Origin of the sequence: Nocardia sp. NPDC059228, from assembly GCF_042754245.1 — a bacterium.
Lineage (GTDB): Bacteria > Actinomycetota > Actinomycetes > Mycobacteriales > Mycobacteriaceae > Nocardia.
The window spans coordinates 148,800-169,504 of record NZ_JBHZAL010000015.1; the positions used below are offsets into that span (position 1 = coordinate 148,800).

20 protein-coding genes and 1 pseudogene are annotated in these 20,705 nt (G+C 67.1%); 10 read left to right on the top strand and 11 right to left on the bottom strand.

The annotated features are described in order from the left end of the window. Positions 1-15 precede the first annotated feature (15 nt). The gene (locus ACFXKA_RS23505; RefSeq protein ID WP_379428902.1) at positions 16-552 is read left to right on the top strand and encodes a YbhB/YbcL family Raf kinase inhibitor-like protein; all 537 of its coding nucleotides are present in this window, start codon (positions 16-18) and stop codon (positions 550-552) included. A 703-nt stretch (positions 553-1,255) separates the two neighbouring features. On the opposite strand, the gene ACFXKA_RS23510 is transcribed toward ACFXKA_RS23505, so the two are convergent. The 3 genes from ACFXKA_RS23510 to ACFXKA_RS23520 all read right to left on the bottom strand — a co-directional run bounded on the left by ACFXKA_RS23510 (position 1,256) and on the right by ACFXKA_RS23520 (position 4,385). Beyond that, on the bottom strand, positions 1,256-2,443 hold the full coding sequence (locus tag ACFXKA_RS23510; protein ID WP_379428904.1) for a DUF4041 domain-containing protein: 1,188 nt from the start codon (positions 2,441-2,443) through the stop codon (positions 1,256-1,258). Then, positions 2,440-3,735 (bottom strand): hypothetical protein, encoded by a 1,296-nt coding sequence (locus ACFXKA_RS23515; protein ID WP_379428905.1) that lies wholly within the window; start codon positions 3,733-3,735, stop codon positions 2,440-2,442. The genes ACFXKA_RS23510 and ACFXKA_RS23515 overlap by 4 nt, the downstream gene beginning before the upstream one ends. Positions 3,736-3,989: 254 nt before the next feature. Further along, a complete protein-coding gene (locus ACFXKA_RS23520) occupies positions 3,990-4,385 on the bottom strand; it encodes a transposase (protein WP_379428950.1) in 396 nt (131 codons plus the stop codon). 413 nt (positions 4,386-4,798) lie between these two features. Between ACFXKA_RS23520 and ACFXKA_RS23525 the strand changes: the two are divergent. After that, positions 4,799-5,095, top strand: a pseudogene (locus ACFXKA_RS23525) (hypothetical protein); the annotation flags it as partial. Between the two features lie 204 nt (positions 5,096-5,299). Here ACFXKA_RS23525 and ACFXKA_RS23530 read toward each other — a convergent pair. Then, positions 5,300-5,851, bottom strand: a complete 552-nt coding sequence (locus ACFXKA_RS23530; protein ID WP_379428907.1) for a TetR/AcrR family transcriptional regulator — start codon at positions 5,849-5,851, stop codon at positions 5,300-5,302. A 133-nt stretch (positions 5,852-5,984) separates the two neighbouring features. Here ACFXKA_RS23530 and ACFXKA_RS23535 point away from each other — a divergent pair, with 133 nt between their 5' ends. After that, complete coding sequence (locus ACFXKA_RS23535) at positions 5,985-7,292, top strand: hypothetical protein (RefSeq protein ID WP_379428908.1); 1,308 nt, start codon at positions 5,985-5,987, stop codon at positions 7,290-7,292. A 103-nt stretch (positions 7,293-7,395) separates the two neighbouring features. Here the strand turns inward: ACFXKA_RS23535 and ACFXKA_RS23540 are convergent, their stop codons facing one another. From ACFXKA_RS23540 to ACFXKA_RS23555, 4 genes are all read right to left on the bottom strand, one after another. Further along, the gene (locus ACFXKA_RS23540; RefSeq protein WP_379428909.1) at positions 7,396-9,225 is read right to left on the bottom strand and encodes an AMP-dependent synthetase/ligase; all 1,830 of its coding nucleotides are present in this window, start codon (positions 9,223-9,225) and stop codon (positions 7,396-7,398) included. A gap of 187 nt (positions 9,226-9,412) precedes the next feature. Continuing rightward, entirely contained in the window at positions 9,413-10,024 is a 612-nt protein-coding gene (locus tag ACFXKA_RS23545) for a GTP cyclohydrolase (RefSeq protein WP_379428910.1), read from the bottom strand. A 160-nt stretch (positions 10,025-10,184) separates the two neighbouring features. Then, positions 10,185-11,270, bottom strand: coding sequence for a GTP cyclohydrolase II (locus tag ACFXKA_RS23550; RefSeq protein ID WP_379428912.1), 1,086 nt, complete (start codon positions 11,268-11,270; stop codon positions 10,185-10,187). Positions 11,271-11,278: 8 nt separating this feature from the next. After that, entirely contained in the window at positions 11,279-12,832 is a 1,554-nt protein-coding gene (locus ACFXKA_RS23555; protein ID WP_379428913.1) for a carbohydrate kinase family protein, read from the bottom strand. A 439-nt stretch (positions 12,833-13,271) separates the two neighbouring features. Here ACFXKA_RS23555 and ACFXKA_RS23560 point away from each other — a divergent pair, with 439 nt between their 5' ends. The 3 genes from ACFXKA_RS23560 (at position 13,272) to ACFXKA_RS23570 (ending at position 14,509) form a co-directional block, all read left to right on the top strand. Continuing rightward, positions 13,272-13,565: a hypothetical protein gene (locus ACFXKA_RS23560; protein ID WP_379428914.1), complete on the top strand. Its 294-nt coding sequence runs from the start codon at positions 13,272-13,274 to the stop codon at positions 13,563-13,565. 85 nt (positions 13,566-13,650) lie between these two features. Then, positions 13,651-13,845, top strand: a complete 195-nt coding sequence (locus ACFXKA_RS23565) for a hypothetical protein (RefSeq protein WP_379428915.1) — start codon at positions 13,651-13,653, stop codon at positions 13,843-13,845. A gap of 250 nt (positions 13,846-14,095) precedes the next feature. Further along, positions 14,096-14,509, top strand: coding sequence for a hypothetical protein (locus ACFXKA_RS23570; RefSeq protein WP_379428916.1), 414 nt, complete (start codon positions 14,096-14,098; stop codon positions 14,507-14,509). Between the two features lie 94 nt (positions 14,510-14,603). Here the strand turns inward: ACFXKA_RS23570 and ACFXKA_RS23575 are convergent, their stop codons facing one another. From ACFXKA_RS23575 to ACFXKA_RS23585, 3 genes are read right to left on the bottom strand one after another with little or no spacing between them, the layout of a single operon-like run. Next, positions 14,604-15,683, bottom strand: coding sequence for a quinone-dependent dihydroorotate dehydrogenase (locus ACFXKA_RS23575; RefSeq protein WP_379428951.1), 1,080 nt, complete (start codon positions 15,681-15,683; stop codon positions 14,604-14,606). A gap of 18 nt (positions 15,684-15,701) precedes the next feature. Further along, on the bottom strand, positions 15,702-15,968 hold the full coding sequence (locus ACFXKA_RS23580) for a DUF5703 family protein (protein WP_040857817.1): 267 nt from the start codon (positions 15,966-15,968) through the stop codon (positions 15,702-15,704). Next, positions 15,968-16,993 (bottom strand): hypothetical protein, encoded by a 1,026-nt coding sequence (locus ACFXKA_RS23585; protein WP_379428917.1) that lies wholly within the window; start codon positions 16,991-16,993, stop codon positions 15,968-15,970. The genes ACFXKA_RS23580 and ACFXKA_RS23585 overlap by 1 nt, the downstream gene beginning before the upstream one ends. Positions 16,994-17,189: 196 nt before the next feature. On the opposite strand from ACFXKA_RS23585, the gene ACFXKA_RS23590 reads away from it, so the two are divergent. From ACFXKA_RS23590 to ACFXKA_RS23605, 4 genes are all read left to right on the top strand, one after another. After that, complete coding sequence (locus tag ACFXKA_RS23590; RefSeq protein ID WP_354832462.1) at positions 17,190-17,567, top strand: hypothetical protein; 378 nt, start codon at positions 17,190-17,192, stop codon at positions 17,565-17,567. A gap of 105 nt (positions 17,568-17,672) precedes the next feature. Further along, positions 17,673-18,209, top strand: coding sequence for a hypothetical protein (locus tag ACFXKA_RS23595; RefSeq protein WP_354832460.1), 537 nt, complete (start codon positions 17,673-17,675; stop codon positions 18,207-18,209). Continuing rightward, on the top strand, positions 18,161-20,311 hold the full coding sequence (locus ACFXKA_RS23600; RefSeq protein ID WP_379428918.1) for an MMPL family transporter: 2,151 nt from the start codon (positions 18,161-18,163) through the stop codon (positions 20,309-20,311). The genes ACFXKA_RS23595 and ACFXKA_RS23600 overlap by 49 nt, the downstream gene beginning before the upstream one ends. After that, positions 20,308-20,658 (top strand): YrdB family protein, encoded by a 351-nt coding sequence (locus tag ACFXKA_RS23605; RefSeq protein WP_379428919.1) that lies wholly within the window; start codon positions 20,308-20,310, stop codon positions 20,656-20,658. Before ACFXKA_RS23600 ends, ACFXKA_RS23605 begins: the two co-directional genes overlap by 4 nt. The last annotated feature ends 47 nt before the right edge of the window (positions 20,659-20,705 follow it).

The window sequence follows — 20,705 nt, forward strand, 5'->3', positions numbered from 1 at the left end:
TCGAAAGGACTGCTCGTGCCCGACTACTCCTACAATCCCTACGCGCCGCTGCCGCAGCTGCCCGAGTTCACCCTGACCTCCACCGATATCAGCGACGGCAAGCCCCTGCACCTGGATCAGGTCAGCGCGCTGGGCGGCGCGGGCGGAGAGGACATCTCCCCGCAGCTGAGCTGGTCGGGCTTCCCGGCCGAGACCAAGAGTTTCGCCGTCACCATGTACGACCCGGACGCGCCGACCGCCTCGGGCTTCTGGCACTGGGTCCTCGCCAATGTCCCGGTCACCACGACCAGCCTCACCAGCGGGCAGGCCGGCAAGGGCGGCACCCTGCCCGCCGGCGCCATCCACCTGCGCAATGACGCGGGCCTGCACGAGTACACCGGCGCGTTCCCGCCCGCCGGGCACGGCGCGCACCGCTACTTCGTGGTCGTGCACGCCGTCGGCGTCGAACGCCTCGAGGTCGACGAGAACGCCTCGCCCGCCTACCTGGGCTTCAACCTGTTCATGAACGCCATCGGCCGCGCCACCATCATCGGCACTCACGAGCAGAAGTAGGCGTCCACGCCGAAACGACTGTGGCCCCGAGTAATTCGCTCGGGGCCCCAGTCATGTCCGGGCAACACGACCCGTGGGGGTCCCGGTAGTAATCGCCGAAAATCCAACGAAGTTGGAGATATCGCCTGGCAGAAGGTGATTCGACGATTCCAGTTGAGCGGATGTCAGTTCAGGCGAAGGCGGCTCAATGGCGCCGGTCGACTCGCGCATTGGCTTGTGGTGAGGGGTTGAAGTAGCGCCGCAGGTTGTCGGGTTTGCAGTGCGGGACTTGGCCATCGGCTCGAGCAGACCGGCGCCGGTCACGAGGTGAGCCTGCCTCTGTGCCGCCGTTGACCCGCAACGATGGCGATCGGCCGACGTCGGTCTACCCGGTCGGTGTGAATCGCCCCGGGTTTGGTGCTCACCTTCTTTCTTGGAAAGGATGGGCGCATCATGCCTGCGAAGTACGACGAAGCGACCAAGCTCGAGGCGGTCCGGCTGGTCGTCGATCACCGCGACGTCCCAAGGGTCGTGCAGCGATTCGCGTCGAGCGTGGCTGAAATACGCCGAGGAATAGCCCGTGCGGACACCGCAAGATCGCCGCGCTGATGCTTTGCGGCGGCGGCGTACCCTGCTCCGGACGGTGGTCAGCGTGCTCCTCCAACACGACAGACGAAGCACCCTTCGGGAGTTTGCCCACCGTGTGGGCGTGTCAGTTTAATCGCTATCCCCTAAAGTCGGGCCAGTAACCCTTCGATTGGAAGTACTGCGTGGCTTCGGGAGAGTCATTGTAGTCGAGGAGGTTTCCCACCTTCTTCGTCAGCACTTGACGTACTTCTTCAGGTGTGGCGAAGAAGAATTCGCGCCGTTGGTTCGCATGGTTGAGCCGTCGAGAGCTGAATTCTTTGTGCAGTTCGTTTTCGAGTGTGACCGCGTCATCGGAGAAGTAGACCGCATGGACATCGAACGGGAACGGGACGGAAGCGCCGCCGAGTTCGCGGACTCGGTCGAGGGGTTCGAGGCGGCGGGTCAGTCCGATCTTGACGACGCCGGGTCCGAAGGCTCCAATGTTGGAGATGACGTAGACGTAGCCGGCACGGATATTCGCTGCGCGGTAGTCGTTTTGCGCGATCGCGTCCGCGATGCGAGCCAACTGGTCTTCGATGTCGCGGGTGTCTTGTCCGGTGTCTCTGAGCCGCTGTAGCACCGCACGGTAGTGCGCTTGTTCTTTGTCGAGTCGCTCACGCTCTGCGGCGAGTTCTTGCTCGACTTTGCGTTCCTCGCGCAGTCGCTCGCGTTCCTCCCGGGCGGCCTCGCGTTCCTCCTGCACCTTCATCATGTAGTCGGCGGTGAGTTCGAGTTCCTTGATACGTAGCTCGTGGTAGTCGGGTGACACGCGCATCTGCATTGCTGCGCCGAGCTTTTCGATATCTTTGGCGGCTTTGTCGAGTCGCCGTTTGGCGGTGTCCAAGTTGCCGGCCCGTATGGTTCGGACGCAGTTCTCGGCCTCGGCGTTGTACGCTCGCAGCATGAGCTTGGACAGGTCCGAGGTCAACCGACGGCCTTCGGCGAGTGAGTTGTTGAAGCTGAACTTTTTGGCCACAACGATGGCTTCACTGCTCTTCACAGCTTCGCGTACGTCGGTGCGAAGGTCTGCGAGAGCCTGCTTGTAACTGTCGGCGTTCTCCAGGGGGTGGTGATACTCGTAGATCCCCACCTCCTGAAGCACCAGTGCGTCTTCGACGGTGATGAGCCGGGGGTCATTCAGAGCTGGCGGTTCGGCAGCGGGAATGGGGCGGGCTTGGAGTTGCGCGGTGAGATCGTGGATGCGGTCTTGCAGGTCGGCGGCTTCGCGTTCCTTGACGATCAACATCTTTCGCAGTCCGACGATCGCGTCTTGTGGGTCGTTCATCCGCGTACTCCGTGATTTGCCAAGGGAGCCAGCCCGTAGGGATTCTTCGATACCGCTGCCGAGAGGTAGGCCAGCGTGGCGGCCGGTTCCACGCGAGAAAGCTCGATGGGAAGGAAATCTGGGCGATCGGTTGCCAGCCGGACGAGGTCGATCCGGGTGTCGTGGCCGGTTGCGCTGTCGACGGTGTCGACGGCGACGGTCAGCGCGACGCTGTCGATGATTCCTTCCCGATCGGCTTCGAACATTTCATGTGCTGTCCGCAGCGCCGTCTGCGCGATCGCCGATGCATAGCGGCGCTTCGTGTCCGCAGCCGACATTACGGTCGTGGTGATCTCGTCGTTGGACTTGTTGTAGCGGAAGGCTTTCGAGGTGGGGAACGTGTCGGGGTGTGGAGCCAACACGGTGATGCGCAGTTCGTGGTCGTCCGCGTCGAAGCTGTGCTCGTACGACACCTCGAATGCCTCGGGGTAGATCGAGTTCGCCAGCACAATAGCCACATACTCGTCCATCGCGGCAGGCTGCCGCTCACTCAAACGAGTGATCAGTCCGTCTAGGCGGGCGTTCGACAATTCGGCTTGCTTGCGACGCTCGGTGTTGAGTTGTTCGAGCCTGCGTTGTGCATCGGCCAACGCTGAACAGCGGGACGCCTCCCGTTGGCGCCACTCATCGCGCAGCTCGGCGTTCCGCGCACAGGTCTGAGTGAGAGCAATCTCCCATTGCTGTACACGGCTCAGGTACTCGCGTTGCGCCGCCTCCACGTTCATTGCATGCCTGCGGTTACCGCCCAGAGCACCGCTGAGACTCGACGGCGGCGCAGGGGGCTTGAAGATCGGGCGAGCTGGCGTCGGCCGGTAACGGGGAGCCAGCGACGGAACCAGCAATTCGGGACGATCGAACAGGAGATCCTCGACATGTTCACGGAGCGACTCCAGATTGACCCAGTCGTCGGTCTCCAGTGTGGCATTGAGGAGGTTGTCGATCTCGTCATAGGTGACAGCGAGCTGTGCGTTCTTCTCCGCGGCTTCTGCCTCGCGGGCTGCTATGTGGGCCAGCTTGGCAGCGCGTTCCGCGGCAGCGCGTTCGGCGGCCGAAGCTCGCATAGCGGCGGCAGCCGCGCGTTGCTGCTCGCGAACAGAGCGTTGCGCCTCCCGTACAGCCTCGTTGTGCGCTCGTATGGCTTCCCGCTGCTGCCTCGCTTGCCGCTGCTGCGCCAGCCTCTGCTGGTGCTGCAGTTCAGCAAGGAACCCCCGCCGCCGCGCCACCCAAATCCCCTTCTTCGCACCGCTTTCCACCGACCGAGCCGTTAACCACAGTCTGCATTTCCTGTCGTGACCGGAGCCAATCCGTTACCCGTGCTGCTCCGCTCCGGATGCGCCGACAATCAGCACGCAAGCATATCGAAACTGAGTTGCCCAAAATTCGCAGTGATGGAGTCGTGACACCGAAGCAGGTCATGAACCAGGCGTCCCTGCTGGACCTCGAATGTGTGGCCCGGGTCTGTCCAGATAGCGGCTCTGGCCCTCTTTCGGTGGTGGCGGATCGCGAACTATGCCAACAGGATTCGGCGGCGGAGCAGCTGGCAGCCAGTCCTGCCATGCATCTGTCGTTTGATCAGCTTGGTTTTCGTGTTCACAACCTCGATCGGGCCGCTGCTGAAGGGCAGAGTGAGGCTGGCGACGGCGGCATCATGGTCTTGATCCAGGCCGGTCAAGAAGGGTTTGAGTTCGGGTAGCCGCGCCTCGCGGACCTGTTTCATCCAACAGTCGAGCTCGCTGCCGCGGCGGTTGCTCATGATGTGGGCGAACTCGTGCACGAGCCCAGTGACAGCGGTCATTTCGGGGCAGGTGGCGAGCAGCTCGTCGAGGTCGGTGCGCCGTACGGTGGGCAGCGCGGCCTGACGGGTCATGATCCAGCTGGCGTGCCGTTTGGACGATGGCCCGATCCGGTCGCTGCTGTTGGGTCACAAGCGGAAGGCGCGGTGCCAGGCCACGATTCTGCGCGAGACTCTCGACCTGTGTAAACGCCACGGCGCCATCAAGGGCGAGAACCCCATCTACGGAATCTCCAAGCGCACGATGCGCAGCAAGAAGAAGTCCGTCAAGGCGGACGCGTGGACCACGCTGCAGGCTATGCGGATGATGGTGGAGAGATGGGGCCACAGTGAGGAAATCCCCCGTACGCCCGGTCCGCGCCCGGACGCTCCTGCACCGCGACGCGCTGCTCGACCGAGCGTGGCAGCGAGTCCGAGGCCTTGATGTACAGGCCGCGCAGCAGTCGGCATCAAATCCGGAGGGATTCACCTCGTGACCTCAGGAATGCCGGTGCAGCGGTGTCGTTGTAGAGCAGAGTGTTCGCCTGTGCGTGCTGCTCGGCCTGCGGGATGGCCTGCGCAGCGGCGATGCGCACATGCCAGGCTCACGCCGTAACGCAGACCCAGCTGCCTACCTGCTCACGCCCGAACCATGGGAGCCGCAACGCGCCGAATTCTGCCGCTTGGTCGACATCCGCCGATCCGGCCCGCGCGCTGGCGGCCGCTACCGACGAACTGCACGAAGCCCTCGGAGAGCTGGAAACGGTGCTCGCAGACGGAGACGACCCGTCCGTCTCTACGAGGCTGGCGACCTGGTCGCCTATCGCCGCACCGCACCTGACCAGGATCTACGAAAATTTCGTTGGATTTTCGGCGACTACTACCGGGAACTCCTGTGTCCCGATCGCGGAGGCACCCGACAGCACCCGGACGGCGCTGGGATCCAACGAGACTGGGCCGGTCGCCCGACTCGGACACCCGAGGCTCGTCGCGGTGTGGCAGCGGCGGCGGCGCGGCCGGCCGTGCCCAGCGGCGAGTGCAGGTGGCTAGTCGGGGGTCGTGAGCTGGGCCAGGCCGCACAGGCCCGCGGCGAGATCTTCCGGCGTGGGGGAGTGGTCGGGGTCGATGAGGTATTGGACCAGCAGGCCGCCGATGAGGGTTTGCAGGAGTGCGCCGATGGCGGGGTCGCCGGCGCCGAGGGCTTCGGTGAGGCCGGCGCGCGCTTGTTGCTGTGCGGCACCGGTTTCCGCGCGCAGGGTGGGGGAGTGCAGGGCCTGGGCCGCGGATTCGATATTGGCGGTCCAGATCACCCGGTCGGCGGTGAACGAGTCGATCAGTTTGTGCCAGAAGGTGTTCAGGCGGGCGGCCGGATCACCGGCGCGATCGGCGGGCAGGGAGTCGAGGATCTGCTGCACGGCGGCGGCGGTGGCCTCGAGCATGGCCTGGTTCAGCAGCTTGTCGCGGGTGCCGAAGTGGTAGTTGATGGCCGCGAGGTTGGCGCCGGAGGCGGCGACGATGTCGCGCACGGTGGTGCGGGCGTAGCCGCGGTCGGCCAGGCACTGCTTGGTCGCGGCGAGGAGATCTTCTCGGGTTCCCACGGCGGTAGAGCCTAGCACCGGGTGAAACGGTCGTTTGTAACAGCCGTTTAAAACAGATGTTTTGTACATACGTATGAAACGTGTGTATGGTCGAGTTCGGCACGATCCATCACACGGAAGTACGAGCCCCGACATGACTCAGCAGAGACTGTTGTCCCCCTTCGAAACCGGTTACTTCGCCACCGACACCCGCCTCGGCAGCGTGCCGATCGGCGGGATGCCGCTGTTCATCGGCACCACCGTGCGCGGTGCGGTCGATCCCGCCGTGCTGCGGCGGGTGCTCGGCGAACTCGCGGCCGGGCATGTGCTGCTGCGCAGCCGCGCCGTCACGGTGGCGGGGGTGGCGCGGTTCGAGGTGGACGAGGGCTATGCGCCGCCGTTGGAGGTGCGCGACGGCGAGGTCGACGAGTACTGGGAACTGGTCAACACTTGCCCTGACTGGAGTGCGGGGCTGTTCCGGGCGGTGCTGCTGCGCGGGCCCGTGGACAGTCGCATCGTGCTGGTCATCCATCACGGGATCAGCGATGGGCGTTCGGCTTTCGCGCTGCTGGACGAGATGTGGAGGCGCTACAGCGCACACTTCGCGGGAACGGCACTACCGCTCGAGGATACGGACCGGGACCTGCTCGACGGCGTCGATCGACTGCTGGCGCGGGTCACCACCGACGCCGAGGTCGACGGATTCCTCGCGCAGGTAGGGGAGATGGCGGCGACCGTCGGGCCCGAGGGCGCACCGCGGACCTTGCCGCACGACGGCGACGGGTCGGGCGATCCCGGCGGGCGATTGGCGTTGCGCCGCATCGAATTGCCGCCCCGGCACACCGGCGAGCTGGTGGAGGTGGCACGCGAACAAGGGATCTCGGTCAACAGCTTGCTCGCCGGAGCCGCCCTGGCGGCGGTGCGCGCCGAGCTCGCCGAGGACGGGCCGCTGCCGTTGATGTGCGGGCATGCCGCGGATCTGCGGCCGGAACTCTCGCCGCGACTGCCGGCCTCGACGATGCTCAATTGCGCCTCGGGGGCGGGAACCCCGGCGCTGGTGGATCGGGATGCCGATCCGCGGGCGCTGGGCGCGGTGGTCGACGCGACCATGCGGCAGATGCTGGACGCACGGTTCCCGGCGCTGTTCATGCGGGCCGCGCAGCGGGCGCTGGCGCCGGAGGTGGCGGCGATGCTGTCGGGTGCGCCGGCGATCGCCTTGTCGAATATGGGCCGGCTGCCCGCACATCCGATGCCCGCGGGCCTGGAGTTCGTGCGGGACGAGGTGTTCGCGATGGCGGCCGGCATGCCGCCGAAGATGACGATCTTCACGGTCGGCGATCGGCTGACGATTCAGGTGGAGTACGACACCGCCGAGCACAGTCACCGTCAGATGGGGCGGATCGCCGAGTCGATGAGCGATCTGCTGGCCCGGGTGACCCGGACGGCCGCGGCGCGCGGGTGACACCACCGGCGATGCGGCGCCTGTAGCACAACGGACGCGAAAACGGCTGTGGGCCTGGACGACTCGTCCAGGCCCACCTCTGTTCCGGTGGCGTGCCCCCGGATCAGCTCATGTTGATCACGCCGTCCGGCGGCGGGGTCAGATACAGCGCGGCGATCTCGGTGGCGTACTTGGCCGCGATCGGGTTGCGCTTGAGCTTGAGGGTCGGGGTGAGTTCGTCACCGCCGGGCTCCCAGCCCAGATCCAGGATGGTGAAGCGCTTGATCTGCTCCACCCGCGAGAGCTTGGCATTGGCCTCGGCGACCGCGGCCTTGATCTCGGCGACGATCTCCGGGTGCGCGGCCAGGGTCTTCAGCTCGGCGTCGGGAGTGCCCAGAGCCTTGGCCCGCACCACCGCGGTGTCGGGGTCGAGCACGATGAGCGCGGAGATGAACGGCTTGGCGTCACCGATCGCCACCACCTGGCCGACCAGCGAGGACACCGCCTTGACGGTGTTCTCGATATTGGTGGGAGACAGGTTCTTTCCCGCCTCGTTGATGATGAGTTCCTTCTTGCGGTCGACGATGCTGACGTAGCCGTCGCCGTCGATGGTGGCGACGTCACCGGTGTGCAGCCAGCCGTCGCCGTCGATGGCCTCGGCGGTCTTGTCGGGCATCTTGCGGTAGCCGTGGGTGACGATGCCGCCGCGGACGAGCAGTTCCCCGTCCTCGCCCAGGCGAATCTCCAGCCCGCGCAACGGAACACCGACGGTGCCCGGCTTCGGCTTGGCCAGCGGGGTGTAGGTGCCGACACCGGAGGTCTCCGACATGCCCCACACCTCGGTCACCGTGAAGCCCAGGCCCAGCAGGTATTCCAGGGTCTCCGGCGGGATCGCGGCCGCACCGGAGGCGGCGACGCGCAACTCGTCGAAGCCCAGCGCGTGACGCAGCTTCGACAGCACCAGCGCGTCGGCCAGCTTGTGCTGCACATCCAGCAGCGGGCCGCGGCCGGTGCCGGCCAGATCCGCGCGGGCAGCCTGCGCGCCGACCCCGAGCGCCCAGTTGGCGAGGGCCTTCTTCACCGGGCTGGCCTCGGTGGCGAGCTTGGCGTCGATCCCGGCCTTGATCTTCTGCCACACGCGCGGCACGCCGAAGAACGCGGTCGGGCGGGCGTCGGGCAGGGCGGCGGCGATCTCGCGCGGGTCGGGCACGCAGGTCATCTGCACGCCGGTGAACAGGTTGGCGCAGTGGCCCGAAATGCGGTCGGCCACATGGGCGGCCGGCAGGTAGGACACCGAGCGGTCGTCGAGGCCGACGGTCAGCGGGCCCTCGACCAGGCCCACGATCTGGGCCACCACATTGGCGTGGGTGAGCTCCACGCCCTTGGAGGGGCCGGTGGTGCCCGAGGTGTAGATCAGCGTCGCGACATCGTCGGGCCGCACCGCCTGCCAGGCGGCATCGAAGTCGAAGTCCGCCTCGGGCGCGGCCTCCACCTCGGCCAGGGTCAGCGTGCCCGCCGCCGAACCCTCCACCAGCACAATGTGTTCCAGCTCGACGCCCGCCCCGCGCACCACGTCCAGGAACGCGGGCTCGGTGATCACGACCTTGTTCTCGGCATTGGTGAACAGGTGGGCGATCTGCTCGGCGGAGCTGGTGTTGTAGATCGAGAACGGCGTCGCTCCAACGTGCAACGCCGCCGTGTCGACCAGATTGAACTCCGGCCGGTTGGTCAGCATGATCCCCACGGTGTCCCCGCGCCCCACCCCCAATCCGGCCAGCCCCGCCGCGATGGCGCGCACCCGTTCCCCGTACTCGCGCCAGGTGATCTGCTGTGTCCCCCCGACGGTCCGCAACGCCACCTGCCCCGGCCGCAGCGTCAATGTCTCCTGGAACGCCTGCGGAATCGTGTGAACGGTTTTCCCAGATGCGTGCGCATACCCGATGTCAGTCGTCATAACCCTTTTCCCGATTGCCTCTCGCTTCACCCGCCACACGCGCACCCACCTGCGCGAACCCCGACGTCCGAGAGAACGACCAACCCGATCACGCGATGGCCACGCGCCGTCTGTGGCGCGGCTCACTCATCGTAACCAGATCATCACGGTTGTGTCCTGGGCTACACGGCCACCTCGGTGGCCGAATTTACCGATCCTGGTGGCGGGTGGCGGAATCGAAGGTGCGACCCCACGGTCCGACTACCGGATCACGCCCGATGCCGGCATGCCGCCCCGGATAAGCGCTGCGCCGTTTGGCTTTCGCCGCCATGTACAGCGCCGCCTGCGGACTGCGCGGCTCGGTCTCGAGCGGCACCGCCGTCACGATCAGCCCCGCGTCCGCCACGGCGGCGACCTTGTCCGGGTTGTTGGTCATCAGCCGCACCGATCGCAATCCCAGGGCGGCCAGCGCATAGGCGGCATGGTCATAGGTGCGGGAATCGTCGGGATGCCCCAGCCGCCGGTAGACATCGAAGGTGTCCGCACCTGTCTCTTCACCGAGATGCAACCCCATCGCCTTGACCTCGAGGCCTTCTCCGCGCCCCTCCTGCTCGAGATAGATGAGCACACCCTGCCCGCCCTCGTCCTGGATGAGGTCCATGGCCAGGTCGAGTTCGGGGCCGCAGTCGCAGTCCTGCGAGCCGAGCACATCGCCGTAGAGGCAGCGGGAGTGGATCCGTACCAGGCACCCATCGGCCGGCTCCCCGAAGATCAGCATGTGCCCGACACCGGCTTCGTCGTGCACTTCCTTCACACGCACCCGCAACTCGCGTCCGTTCCGGAGCAACGAATGTGCGGTTGCCTGAAGCTCTTTCACGCCTACACCACCTGCCGCCCTGCCTCTGGCAATTATGGCCGAGCGACCAGGTTCATGCCCCGATCCGAGCAAAACGGGCACGATATCCAGAGGCGATCGTGTCCTACCGCAGCTGCACGGACACTATGCGGGAGGCCAGCCGCGCCTTCTGCAGGCGTCGCCGGGCGGAACCGCGCTTACCGACAGCCAGTCCGACTGCGGCCGCGATACCGACAGCGATGATCACGAATCCACCGGCGGGCACCGCAGCGCCGGGCCAGACACGCTCCCAGACGGTCAGGATGGTCGAACGCGCGACCACGGCCAATGCGGCACAACACAGTCCGAATACCAGCAGCCCGGTCGCCTGCATCAGGCGATCGACCCACTTGTAGAACCGCCAGGACTTCGGCAAACGATGATGCCGGTGGGCGCGCTTGGCCTCGAGATAGCGGTGCACAGTGGGATTCTGAGGCGGAATCAGCAGCGGCTTCATCTCGACGGCCAATCCCGCCTCACGCAGGTCGTCGGCTTTGGCCGGATTGTTTGTCAACAATCGAATCTGCGTCAGCCCGAGCTCGTTCAGGGTCATGGCCGCGGCGGTGTAGCGCCGCGAATCCAATTGCAGGCCGAGCTTTCCGTAGCTCTCGAAGGTATCGGCGTCATGCTGCTGGCTGTACTGATAGGCGCGGGCCTTGTTGATCAACCCCGCGCCGCGCCCCTCCTGCTCGAGATAGATCAGTACCCCTTTGCCTTCTTCCTGGATCATGTCCATGGCCAGATCCAGTTCGGGGCCGCAGTCACAGTCGTCGGAACGGAGGGCATCGCCGTAAAGGCACCGGGAGTGGATACGGACCAAGCAGTTTTCCAGATGCGACCCGTCGCCGAATACGAGCGCATACCCCTGGTTCGCGTCTATCGCGACCACACGGACGGTGATATCGAGTCCATTGCGAGTGAATCGGTGCTCAGTGTCGCAGTGAGCTTTCGCAGCCAGCGCGACGGCGTACTCACGATCAGACCGTTTGGTCTCGACTACTGGTGCGCGCAACCGATCCTCCCGGGTGAGGTCGAACCATTCCGACCCCATTCGAGTGGGGACCGTGCCCGCAAGCCAGTTGCGGCCGCGGGGAAGCATAATACGACTTTCGTCAAGACGTCGGCGTGTCTTTGATACATCAGCGACGTGTCGCCTTCGCGCAGCCGTCACGGCGCTGATCAGCGCGGTGGAGTTGCTGCGTCAGCATCAGGGCCTCGACCATCGCCGACGGGCGTACTTTCGACCATTTCGTCGATGCTCGCCTCGGAAGGCATGCCGTCGGGAACGCTCTCCACGGGATGCTCACCGGCATCACGATGGATCAGCGTCGCCATCGCCGCGGTCGCCCACACGAAGTCCGCGGTCTCGGCCGGCCGGGCGTTCTTGACGAGCCTGCTGGTCAACGCAGAGGAGAAGGCCGAGGCCGCGCCGGCGACGTTCGATACCGCGGTGCCGAAGCGATCGACCTCGATGGCACCGAGACCACGCCGATGAACCGTGCATTGGGACCGATCGATCTCACACACCGTGCCGACCCCGTCGTTCAGCAGGGCTTCGGCGACGGCCCCGTCCGGGAGATCGGGGCGCAGTCGAGCGAGATCATCGGAGGAACCGACCAGGTAGTCGATGACCGCGAGATGGTCGCGCATGTACTGCGTCGGAGGACGTGGCGGGCTCACATTCACGACCACCCATGGAGATTCGGATCCGGCGGACGAATCATTCACCGCACCAACGATTTCCAGCACCTTCTCGATCACGCTGTCCGACTGCTCGAACGTGAGCACGACCGCTGCCGCGGAGGTGATCGCATGGCGGATGGGCGCGAGCTCGAGATCCGAGGAGGTCAGCCGCGTTCGGCCCTTCTTGATCGCAATGGACGAATAGTCGCCGTCGGCCGGGGTCACCACCGTCGTCACCGGAGTCCGCTCGAGCGCCGCGACCTTGATCAGACTGGTATCGACGTGTTCGCTGTCGAGGTAGTGCAGGATCTCGAGGCCTTCGTCGTCATCGCCGATCGCCGCGAGAAGTCTCGCATCGAGGTTCAGACGCGCCAACGCCACCGCTCGATTGAGTCCCTTTCCTCCCGGACGACTACCGGAGTCCTTTCCCCACATCGACATCCCCGGCCGGGGGAAGTGGTCGACTTCCAGGATGTGGTCGATGACAGCGTCGCCGATGACGACCACTGCATCGCGCTCACTACCGCCGGGATCGGACAGCGTGGTCAAGAGTTTCGCGAGGGCTACAAAGGCCGGGACCTCGTACCGGCCCCCGCGCACCGCCCGCGCGGTGGGCGCGGGCGGGATGTCGACCGCCCCGAATGCCTCGTGCAGCGTCCGCCAATGGCGGGCCAGGGAGCTGCGACGCTGAGCGAGTGCCGCGCCGTAGTGTTGATCCAGATCGACACCCGGCGGACCGATCTCACGCAGCAGTCCCAGGCACAGCTCGGCGTCGACGACGACCCGGTCGGTCACCGACAGTTTGTCGGCGATCCGGCGAATCGCTCCCGGGAGCGCATCCTTCGGCTCCACGCGCTCCAGGTGCGCACAGCGGCGTACCGCGGTGAGCTGCAGCAGAATCCTGGTGTCGATCTCACTGCTCTCGATGCGGCCGACGTTCAAACCCTCGTGCTTTCTGACACGCATGAGGGTTCCGCAGACAGCATCCGCAGCGTGGTCGGGCACCGCAATGGTGGACGCGAGTCCTGGATCGTTGTTGTCTCTCACCATTTGCTCCAACGATACCGCCGAAATCGGTTTAGCTACCAGCGAATACGGCAATAATCTGGGTGCGGCGGCAAATGCCGGAGACCAGCGGCAAAAACACCCAACTCCCGGCAAATGCCATACTGATGGTGGCGAAGTACCGTGCCCACCAGGCAGGTTCGGGAGGTCCGGTGTCCGGAGTGCTTCTACTGATTCGACACATCCGCCGGCACAGACGCGGCGCGACCAGCGAGTGCGATGCGGAGCAGGACATCGATGTCGCCGTGGGCTAGGACGGAATCCGTCCGCGCCGCGACCGACACCATCCATTCCTGTCGCCAATCGCCCTGGCCGACACCATCATTCGCAGGCGACGGCCCACCGGGCCGGTCGCCTTTCGAGGGTCGGCCGGCACCGGCATCCAGCGGCCGCGCGAGGGCGACACACGCCCCGGGGGGCCACCGTGATCTATCCCAGTGCCAACTCGATCACCAGCAGCATCGCAGTCGTCGAATGGGCGCAGCGGCGCCCGGACTGCCCGGAACCGGCATGGGAGCTCAGCTGGCGGCCTCGGCCGTTGCTGACTCGCGAACAAGCGCTGGCGGCAATGGAACTCACCGAAATCCTGTGCACCCCGCTCGTCGGCTCCGACACGGTGTGGCAGCGCGTGCAGACCATCGCCGCCGAACTCGGCATCGATATCGAAGCAGCCTGCGACATCCTGCGCAGGCGCCGGCAGGAGCGGGGGGACTCGTGACCATCTACGCTACCGACGACTGGACGATGACCAGCGACGTCACCGGAGAGAGCGCCGTGCGGGTCGCCGACCGGTGGACCTTGGCGTGGCGGTGCAGTTGGCTGCCGGATCGGCTGCTGCCCGCGCCCAGGCGCTGGCGGCCATGGTGCTGGCCGAAATCGTCGCCGTCGATCCGTATCCGCGGGACGAAATCGTCCAGGGCCGCCTGATCGCCGGCGCGGGCGAACTGGGGATTCCGGTGGAGCAGGCGATGTTTCTGCTGCGCCGGCGGTCGGCATGAGCACAGGCGACGCCGGAAACGGGGCCGTGACGATCGTCGACCGCGGTATCGCCCGTGGGTCGACAACCGGGGAAAGGAGTTGGCACAGCCGACATTCGGGCGGGAGCAGGAGACGCGATGACAGTGCGACCGACCAGCATTCGATGAGGGAGCAAACAGCCCGGCGTGGGACATCGACCGCGACCGAGCGCACCACAGCGCGAACGGGCAGCGATCCTGCCGCTCGCGTGCACGGCCGAGGGAGGGCCCCATGATCGACATCACCACCACCGCCATGACCAGCACCATCAGCCCCGAATATGCGATCCGCGAGCACCGGGGCAGCGAAGCGGTCTGGCGCCTGAGCTGGCTTCCGACCCACCGGCTCACCCACGAACAGGCCCGCGCCGGAATGGAATTGGACGAAATCCTGTCCGATCCGGCCGTCGTCTACGACGAAGCCGCCCACCTGTGGGCCGCCGACCTGGCCACCCGAGTCGGCATCGGCGTCGAAAGCGCGGTACTGCTGCTCTCGCAACGCCTGGCCGAACGGATGTACCGCCAGGACACTCCCCGAGAGACCGACGAGGAGGACGAACGACCCGAATCGATCCTCGCAGGATGGGCAGCCACCACCCACCGTCCCTCGACGACAGGCGCCCGCTCCCGCCACCTGTGGGCCTGACCGACCCGACCCGCACGGCGATTCTCCGCACCCGATCGGTCCCCAGGACGCGTCGGGCCGCCGCCGGTGCGAGGTCAGTGGCCGGGAGCGGTTGTCAGGCGCGGGTTTTGTGTTCGGCGCCGACCGCGTCGGCCAGCGTGGTGTAGCCGTGGGCGCGGAGTTTGGCGGCGAGGCCGCGGTGGATGTGCTTGGCCCACAACGGGCCGCCGTAGATGAAGCCGGTGTAGCCCTGGAGGAGGGAGGCCCCGGCGAGGATGCGTTCCCAGGCCTGGTCGGCGGTTTCGATGCCGCCGACGGAGATCAGGGTGAGTTGGTCGCCCACTCGGGCGTAGAGGCGGCGCAGGACTTCGAGGGAGCGGTCCGCGACGGGGGCGCCGGAGAGGCCGCCCGCGCCGATCGGTTCCACGTCGGCGGCGGGGGTGCGCAGCCCGTCGCGGCGGATGGTGGTGTTGGTGGCGACGATGCCGGCCAGGCCGAGCTCGACGGCGAGGTCGGCGACGGCGTCGATGTCCTCGTCGGACAGGTCGGGGGCGATCTTGACCAGGACGGGGACCGAGACGGTGTCGAGGACCGCCTGCAGGATCGGGCGCAGCGAGGTCACCGCCTGCAGGTCACGCAGGCCGGGGGTGTTGGGGGAGCTGACGTTGACGACCATGAAGTCGGCCAGCGGGCCCAGCAGTTCGGCGGAGATGGCGTAGTCGCCCGCGGCGTCCTCGGGTTCGACGATCTTGGTTTTGCCGATGTTGGCGCCGATGGGGACGCCGCCGGGCAGGCGATGGGCCAGGTGTCCGGCGGCGGCGGCCGCGCCGAAGTTGTTGAAGCCCATGCGGTTGATGAGCGCCCGGTCCGCGGGCAGGCGGAACAGCCGGGGGGCCGGGTTGCCGGGTTGGGCCTGGGCGGTGACGGTGCCGATCTCGGCGTAGCCGAAACCGAGCGGGCCCCACGCGTCGACGCCGTCGGCGTTCTTGTCGAAGCCGGCGGCCAGACCCAGGGGCGCGGGGAAGTCCACGCCGAACACGCGGGTGCGCAGGATCGGATCGTCGGCCACCAGCAGCCTGCCGGTCAGGGCGCGGCCCGGGGCGAAGCGGGTCGCGAGCCGCATGGCGGCGAAGGCCAGGTGGTGGATGCGTTCCGGCGGCAGCAGGAACATCACCTTCAGCAACAGGCTGTACAGGCGCTCGTACATGGGGGGTTACATCACCGCCTCGGGTGTCGGGGATAGCAGGGGGGTCGTCTTGCGGCGGCGCAGTAACACCCGACGGCTGCCGTCGGTGTAGGCGCGTACCCGCGACAACTCCCAGCCACCGTATTCGGCGTGGATGGACAGCCGCATGGAGGCGGTGACCCTGCTGATGCCGGGCGGCAGCCGCAGGGGCACGTATTCCCATTCGTCGCTGGATTCCTCCCAGCCCTCCGGCAATGTGCGCGATTGGTGCGCCGATCGTGAGGCCCGAGCCATCACTGCCCTCTCTTCCGCTGGTCCGCGCCGATCCGTTGCAGACCGTCACCGGTCGCGGATCCCACGAACATGTCACCGGTGCGGCCGTCGATGGTCACCGCGTTGGGCTGGCGCACCGTCGGGTAGCGCCCCACCTCTACCGGTATACCCGTCGACAGGTCGTAGCCGACGACTTCGTTGCTGCCTGTCAGCGTCACCCACACGGTCTCGGACCGCTGATCGTAGGCGAGTGCGTAGGGCGACGAGCCTACCGGGAAACGCTGGTGCAGGACCAAGGGATCGGCGGTGTAGACCAGCAGTTCCTGCCCGGCGGTGTCGGTGACGATGCGGCGGCCGAAGTGGTCGCCGATCATGTTCGACGCCCCGTCGCCCGCGCGCAGCGACAGCCCGAGCTTGCTGGTGCCGTCGAGCTGGACGATGGCGGTCTGGCGGCGATCGAGCACGACCACCGCGCCGTCGCCGGCTTCGACCGCGTCGGCGGAGGACAGACCCGAAATGGTGTGGCGCACAGTGCCGTCCGCGTCCAGCAGCAGCACCTTGCCGTTGGCCAGGCCCGCCACCAGCGAGCCGTCGGGGCGCAGCGCCACCGCGTGCACGTCGCCGTCGATCGCGATCTCGGTGACCTTGGCCGAGGCGGCGTCGACGCGGAGGATCCCGCCGGGCACCGCGACGAGGATCTCGCCGGGCTTGCCGAGGGCGAGCGAGGCGGCCTTGCCGGGTAGCGGGACATCGGTGGTCCGGTGGTTGGCGGGCGTGGCGGTGTCGGTGAGCCGCAGCACGGGTGTGTCGCCGGCGGTGGTCGCGGCGGCCAGGATTCCGGTGGCCGGTTCGGAGACCAGCAGCGAGATCGGGGTGCTGGGGGTCACCTCCCCGGCGGGGGCCGCGGTGGCCGCGGGCGCGGCGGCGGGGGTGGCCGGGTCACGAGTGGCGTTGTCGGCGTTGTTCTCCTGGGAGGAACAGCCCGCCAGCAGGGTCACCACGGTCACACCCGCGAGGGCTGAACCGATCCAGCCGCGACGGCGCATGCAGCGAACTCCTTACTGACCGAACTGAGCGACGAAATCATGCGTGCTCTCTTATCTGACCATGATCCGTCACCACACCCCACAAGCGGGGGTCTTCGCGGCGGCGTGCCGCCCGCCTCCCGGGCCGATTTGCATGATGTGACATGGGCTTTCGGTGGCGTTGTCGGCCGGTGCGGTTACCGTGGAAGGCAAAAGCGTGCTGTATCAGGGAGATCTGTTGGTAGCCGACCGCACTCCGGGCTTCATCGTCGAAGACGTGACGGTGGGTCGTTACGCGCACGGGTTCGGGGTCACCGCGGACGGGCGGTCCTTCGCCTTCCGCACCCACCGCGCGACCCTCACCCTCGAGATCTACCGGCTCGGACTGGCCACCGCCGTGCCCGGCCCCGAGGACGTCGAAGCGGTGGCGATGGCACCGGTGACCGATATCGATCTCGACGACGAGCGCAGCGTCGTGGCGCTGGTGCGCGATCTGATTCCGCAGGCCACGCCGGTGCCGGCCGCGCAGCTGCGGGAGGCCGTCACGGTGCGGGCGCTGCTGGGGCGGCTCAGCGCGGTCATCGACGGCATGTGAGCCGCTCGCGCGGAACCGGGTGTCTGTGACACAGGAATCACCCTCGGGCGCGGCGCGTGACAAACTAACGGCACACAACCGCAGTTCGAGCTGACGAGGATGTTGATGCGACTTCGACGACCGGCCGCCGCCGCGCTTCTGTTGACCGTGCTCGGCGCGTCGATCGCCGCGTGCGGCGGGGGCGACGACGAGTCCAAGGTGGCCCAGGCACGGTCCTCGGCGTACGCGGCACTGAGTTCGTCTTCGGCGGCCGCGGCCGCGCAGAGCAGCGCCAACAAGCCGACCATCCCGACCGCGCAGGAGCTGGACGCGCAGATCAAGAGCGCACTGGATCCGAATCTGCCCGACAGTGACCGGACCGCGCTGATCGAGGACGGACAGGCGTTCAAGGACGCGATTCCGGACATGTACAAGGCGCTGGCCGATCATCCGCGCGCGGTGTACGGGGTCAAGGATCCGGTGTTCGACAATCACGACGGCACCCTGACCGCGACGCTGAGCCTGGACAAGGACGGCACCGGCACCGATGTGCGCACCACGGTGGTGCATTTCGTGTACAAGGACGGGCGCTGGAAGATCTCACGCACCGACCTGTGCGGCATTCTGCGTTCGGCCGACTACAAGACCGCGGCCTGCGGCTGATGCTCGAGGCCGGATCCCTGCGATGGGGGCGGCTGATCCACCGTTTCCGGTTTGCGGTGTTCGCCGTGTTCGGGCTGGTGGTGCTGGCGTCGGGGTGCTACGGGCGGGACCTGGGTGATCACCTCACCCAGGAGGGCTGGTTCGACGAATCCAGTCAGTCGGTGGCGGCGTCGAAGCTGGCCGATGCCACCTTCGGGCGCGACACCGACGCGGATCTGATCGCGATCTACACCGCACCGCCCGGGTTGACCGTCGACGACGAGCCGGTGCGTTCGGCGGTGGCGGCGGAGTTGACCCGGCTGCGCGCCGAGCATCCCGATCGGATCCTGAAGATCGACTCGTATTGGGACGGCGCGCTGATGGGGCAGTTCGCCGACGCCTCGCGCACGCACGCCTTCGCCAGCATCGGGCTGCGCGGGGCCGGCGGCACCGACACGGTCAACAACTACCTGGCCGTCAAGAGCGAATTCCACTCGGGCGCAACCGGTTCCGGGCCGGGCGGGACGACGGTGCAGCTGGCCGGATTGCAGCCGGTGGTGGAGGGCATCAACACCGGTATGCAGGACGACATCCGCCGGGCGGAGCTGATCGCGCTGCCGCTGGTGGCGATCCTGCTGTATTTCGTGTTCGGCGGGGTGGTGGGGGCGCTGCTGCCGGTGCTGATCGGCGGCATGACGATCCTGGGCAGCCAGGGCATCATGCGGCTGCTGACGAATCATCTGCAGGTCAACGTGTTCGCCTCGGCGGTGGTCACGCTCGTGAGCCTGGGGCTGGCGATCGACTACGGGCTGTTCGCGGTGACCCGGTTCCGGGAGGAGCTGGCGGCGGGCCGCAGTGTCGAGGAGGCGACCGCGCGGACGGTGGCGACGGCCGGGCGGACGGTGTTGTTCTCGGCGGCGATCATCGCGGTGAGCCTGGGAGCGTTGTTCATCTACCCCAACGGGGTGCTGCGGTCGGTGCCGCTGGGCGGTATCTCCTCGGTGCTGCTGGCGGCGGTGCTGTCGGTGACGGCGCTGCCGGCGGTGTTGTCGATCGTGGGGCGGCGCATCGATCTGTGGGGTTGGCACGGGCTGGCCAGTGTGCGCACCGCCGAGCAGATCGATGCCGGATTCTTCTCGCGGCTGGCGCTTTTCGCGATGCGCAAGCCGTGGCTGGTGATCGTGCCGGTGGTGCTGATGCTGCTGGTGCTGATCCTGCCGTTCCGCAGTATCGAGTTCGGGGGGCTGAGCGAGCGATATCTGGCCTCGGACAATGCGGCGCGGGTGGCGCAGCAGGACTTCGACCGCATGTTCCCGCAGTTCCGGACCGAGCCGTTGAAGCTGGTGGTGGTGGGCGCGAATCCGCAGCAGCTCTCCGATATCCGCTACGCCGCCAATCAGATGGTGGGCCCGGAGATGACGGGGCCGTTCGATCCGGCCGCGCCGACCAAGGATCAGGTGACGGTGCTGGCCAGCGGGCTGCGCGACAAACGCGACGCCGACAGCGTGATCGCGGCACTGCGCTCGATCCCGCAACCGGACGCGGTGCAGGTGATGGTCGCGGGGGTGCCCGCGCTGGAGCGGGATTCGATCCAGGGTCTGATCAAGGGGCTGCCGCTGCTGGCGGCGATCCTGGTCGTGGCGGCGATCGCGCTGATGTACGCGGCGTTCCGGTCGCTGGTGCTGGCGATCAAGGCGGTGGTGATGAGCGCGCTCAGCCTCGGCGCCACCCTGGGCGTGCTGACCTGGATCTTCGTGCAGGGCCACGGCGCGGGCCTGTTCGATTTCACGCCGGGTCCGCTCATGTTCGCGGTGCTGGTGCTGATCGTGACGGTGCTGTTCGGCCTGTCGACCGACTACGAGGTGTTCCTGCAGTCGCGGATGGCCGAGGCGCGCGCGGCGGGAGCCGAGGCGCCCGAGGCGATCCGCTACGGCATCGCCCACACCGGCGGTGTGATCACCTCGGCCGCGGCGATTCTGATCGTGGTGACCGGGGCGTTCGGGTTCTCGGATCTGGTGCTGATGAAATACATTGCCTACGGCATGATCGCGGCACTGGTGTTGGACGCCACCGTGATCCGTATGCTGTTGACTCCCGCGGTATTGAAGTTGGTCTGGCGATGAGCGTGCTCAAGGGCGCGAACCTGTTGGTGATGTTCCTGCTGGAACTGTTGGTGCTGGGTGCGGCCGCGTGGTGGGGATTCACGGTGTCGGCGCCGCTCGCGGCGCGGATCGTGCTGGGGCTGGCGGCCCCGGCGGTGTTCATCGTGGTGTGGGCGCTGTTCGGCGCGGCCAAGGATCCCCGGTTCCCGCAAACCGGTTGGCGGCGTGTCGTTTTGGAGGTCGTGTGGTTCGGCGCGGCGTCGGTGCTGCTGGGCCTGGCCTGGACTCCGGTCGCGGGTGCGGTGATGTTCGCGGTGTGGCTGGGCAACGGCGCGCTGCGGCTGCTGTGGGGTCAGCAGCAGCTCTGATCCGCGTTGCCGCCGTGCGGGCCGGGGCGAATGTGCCTGGCCCGCAC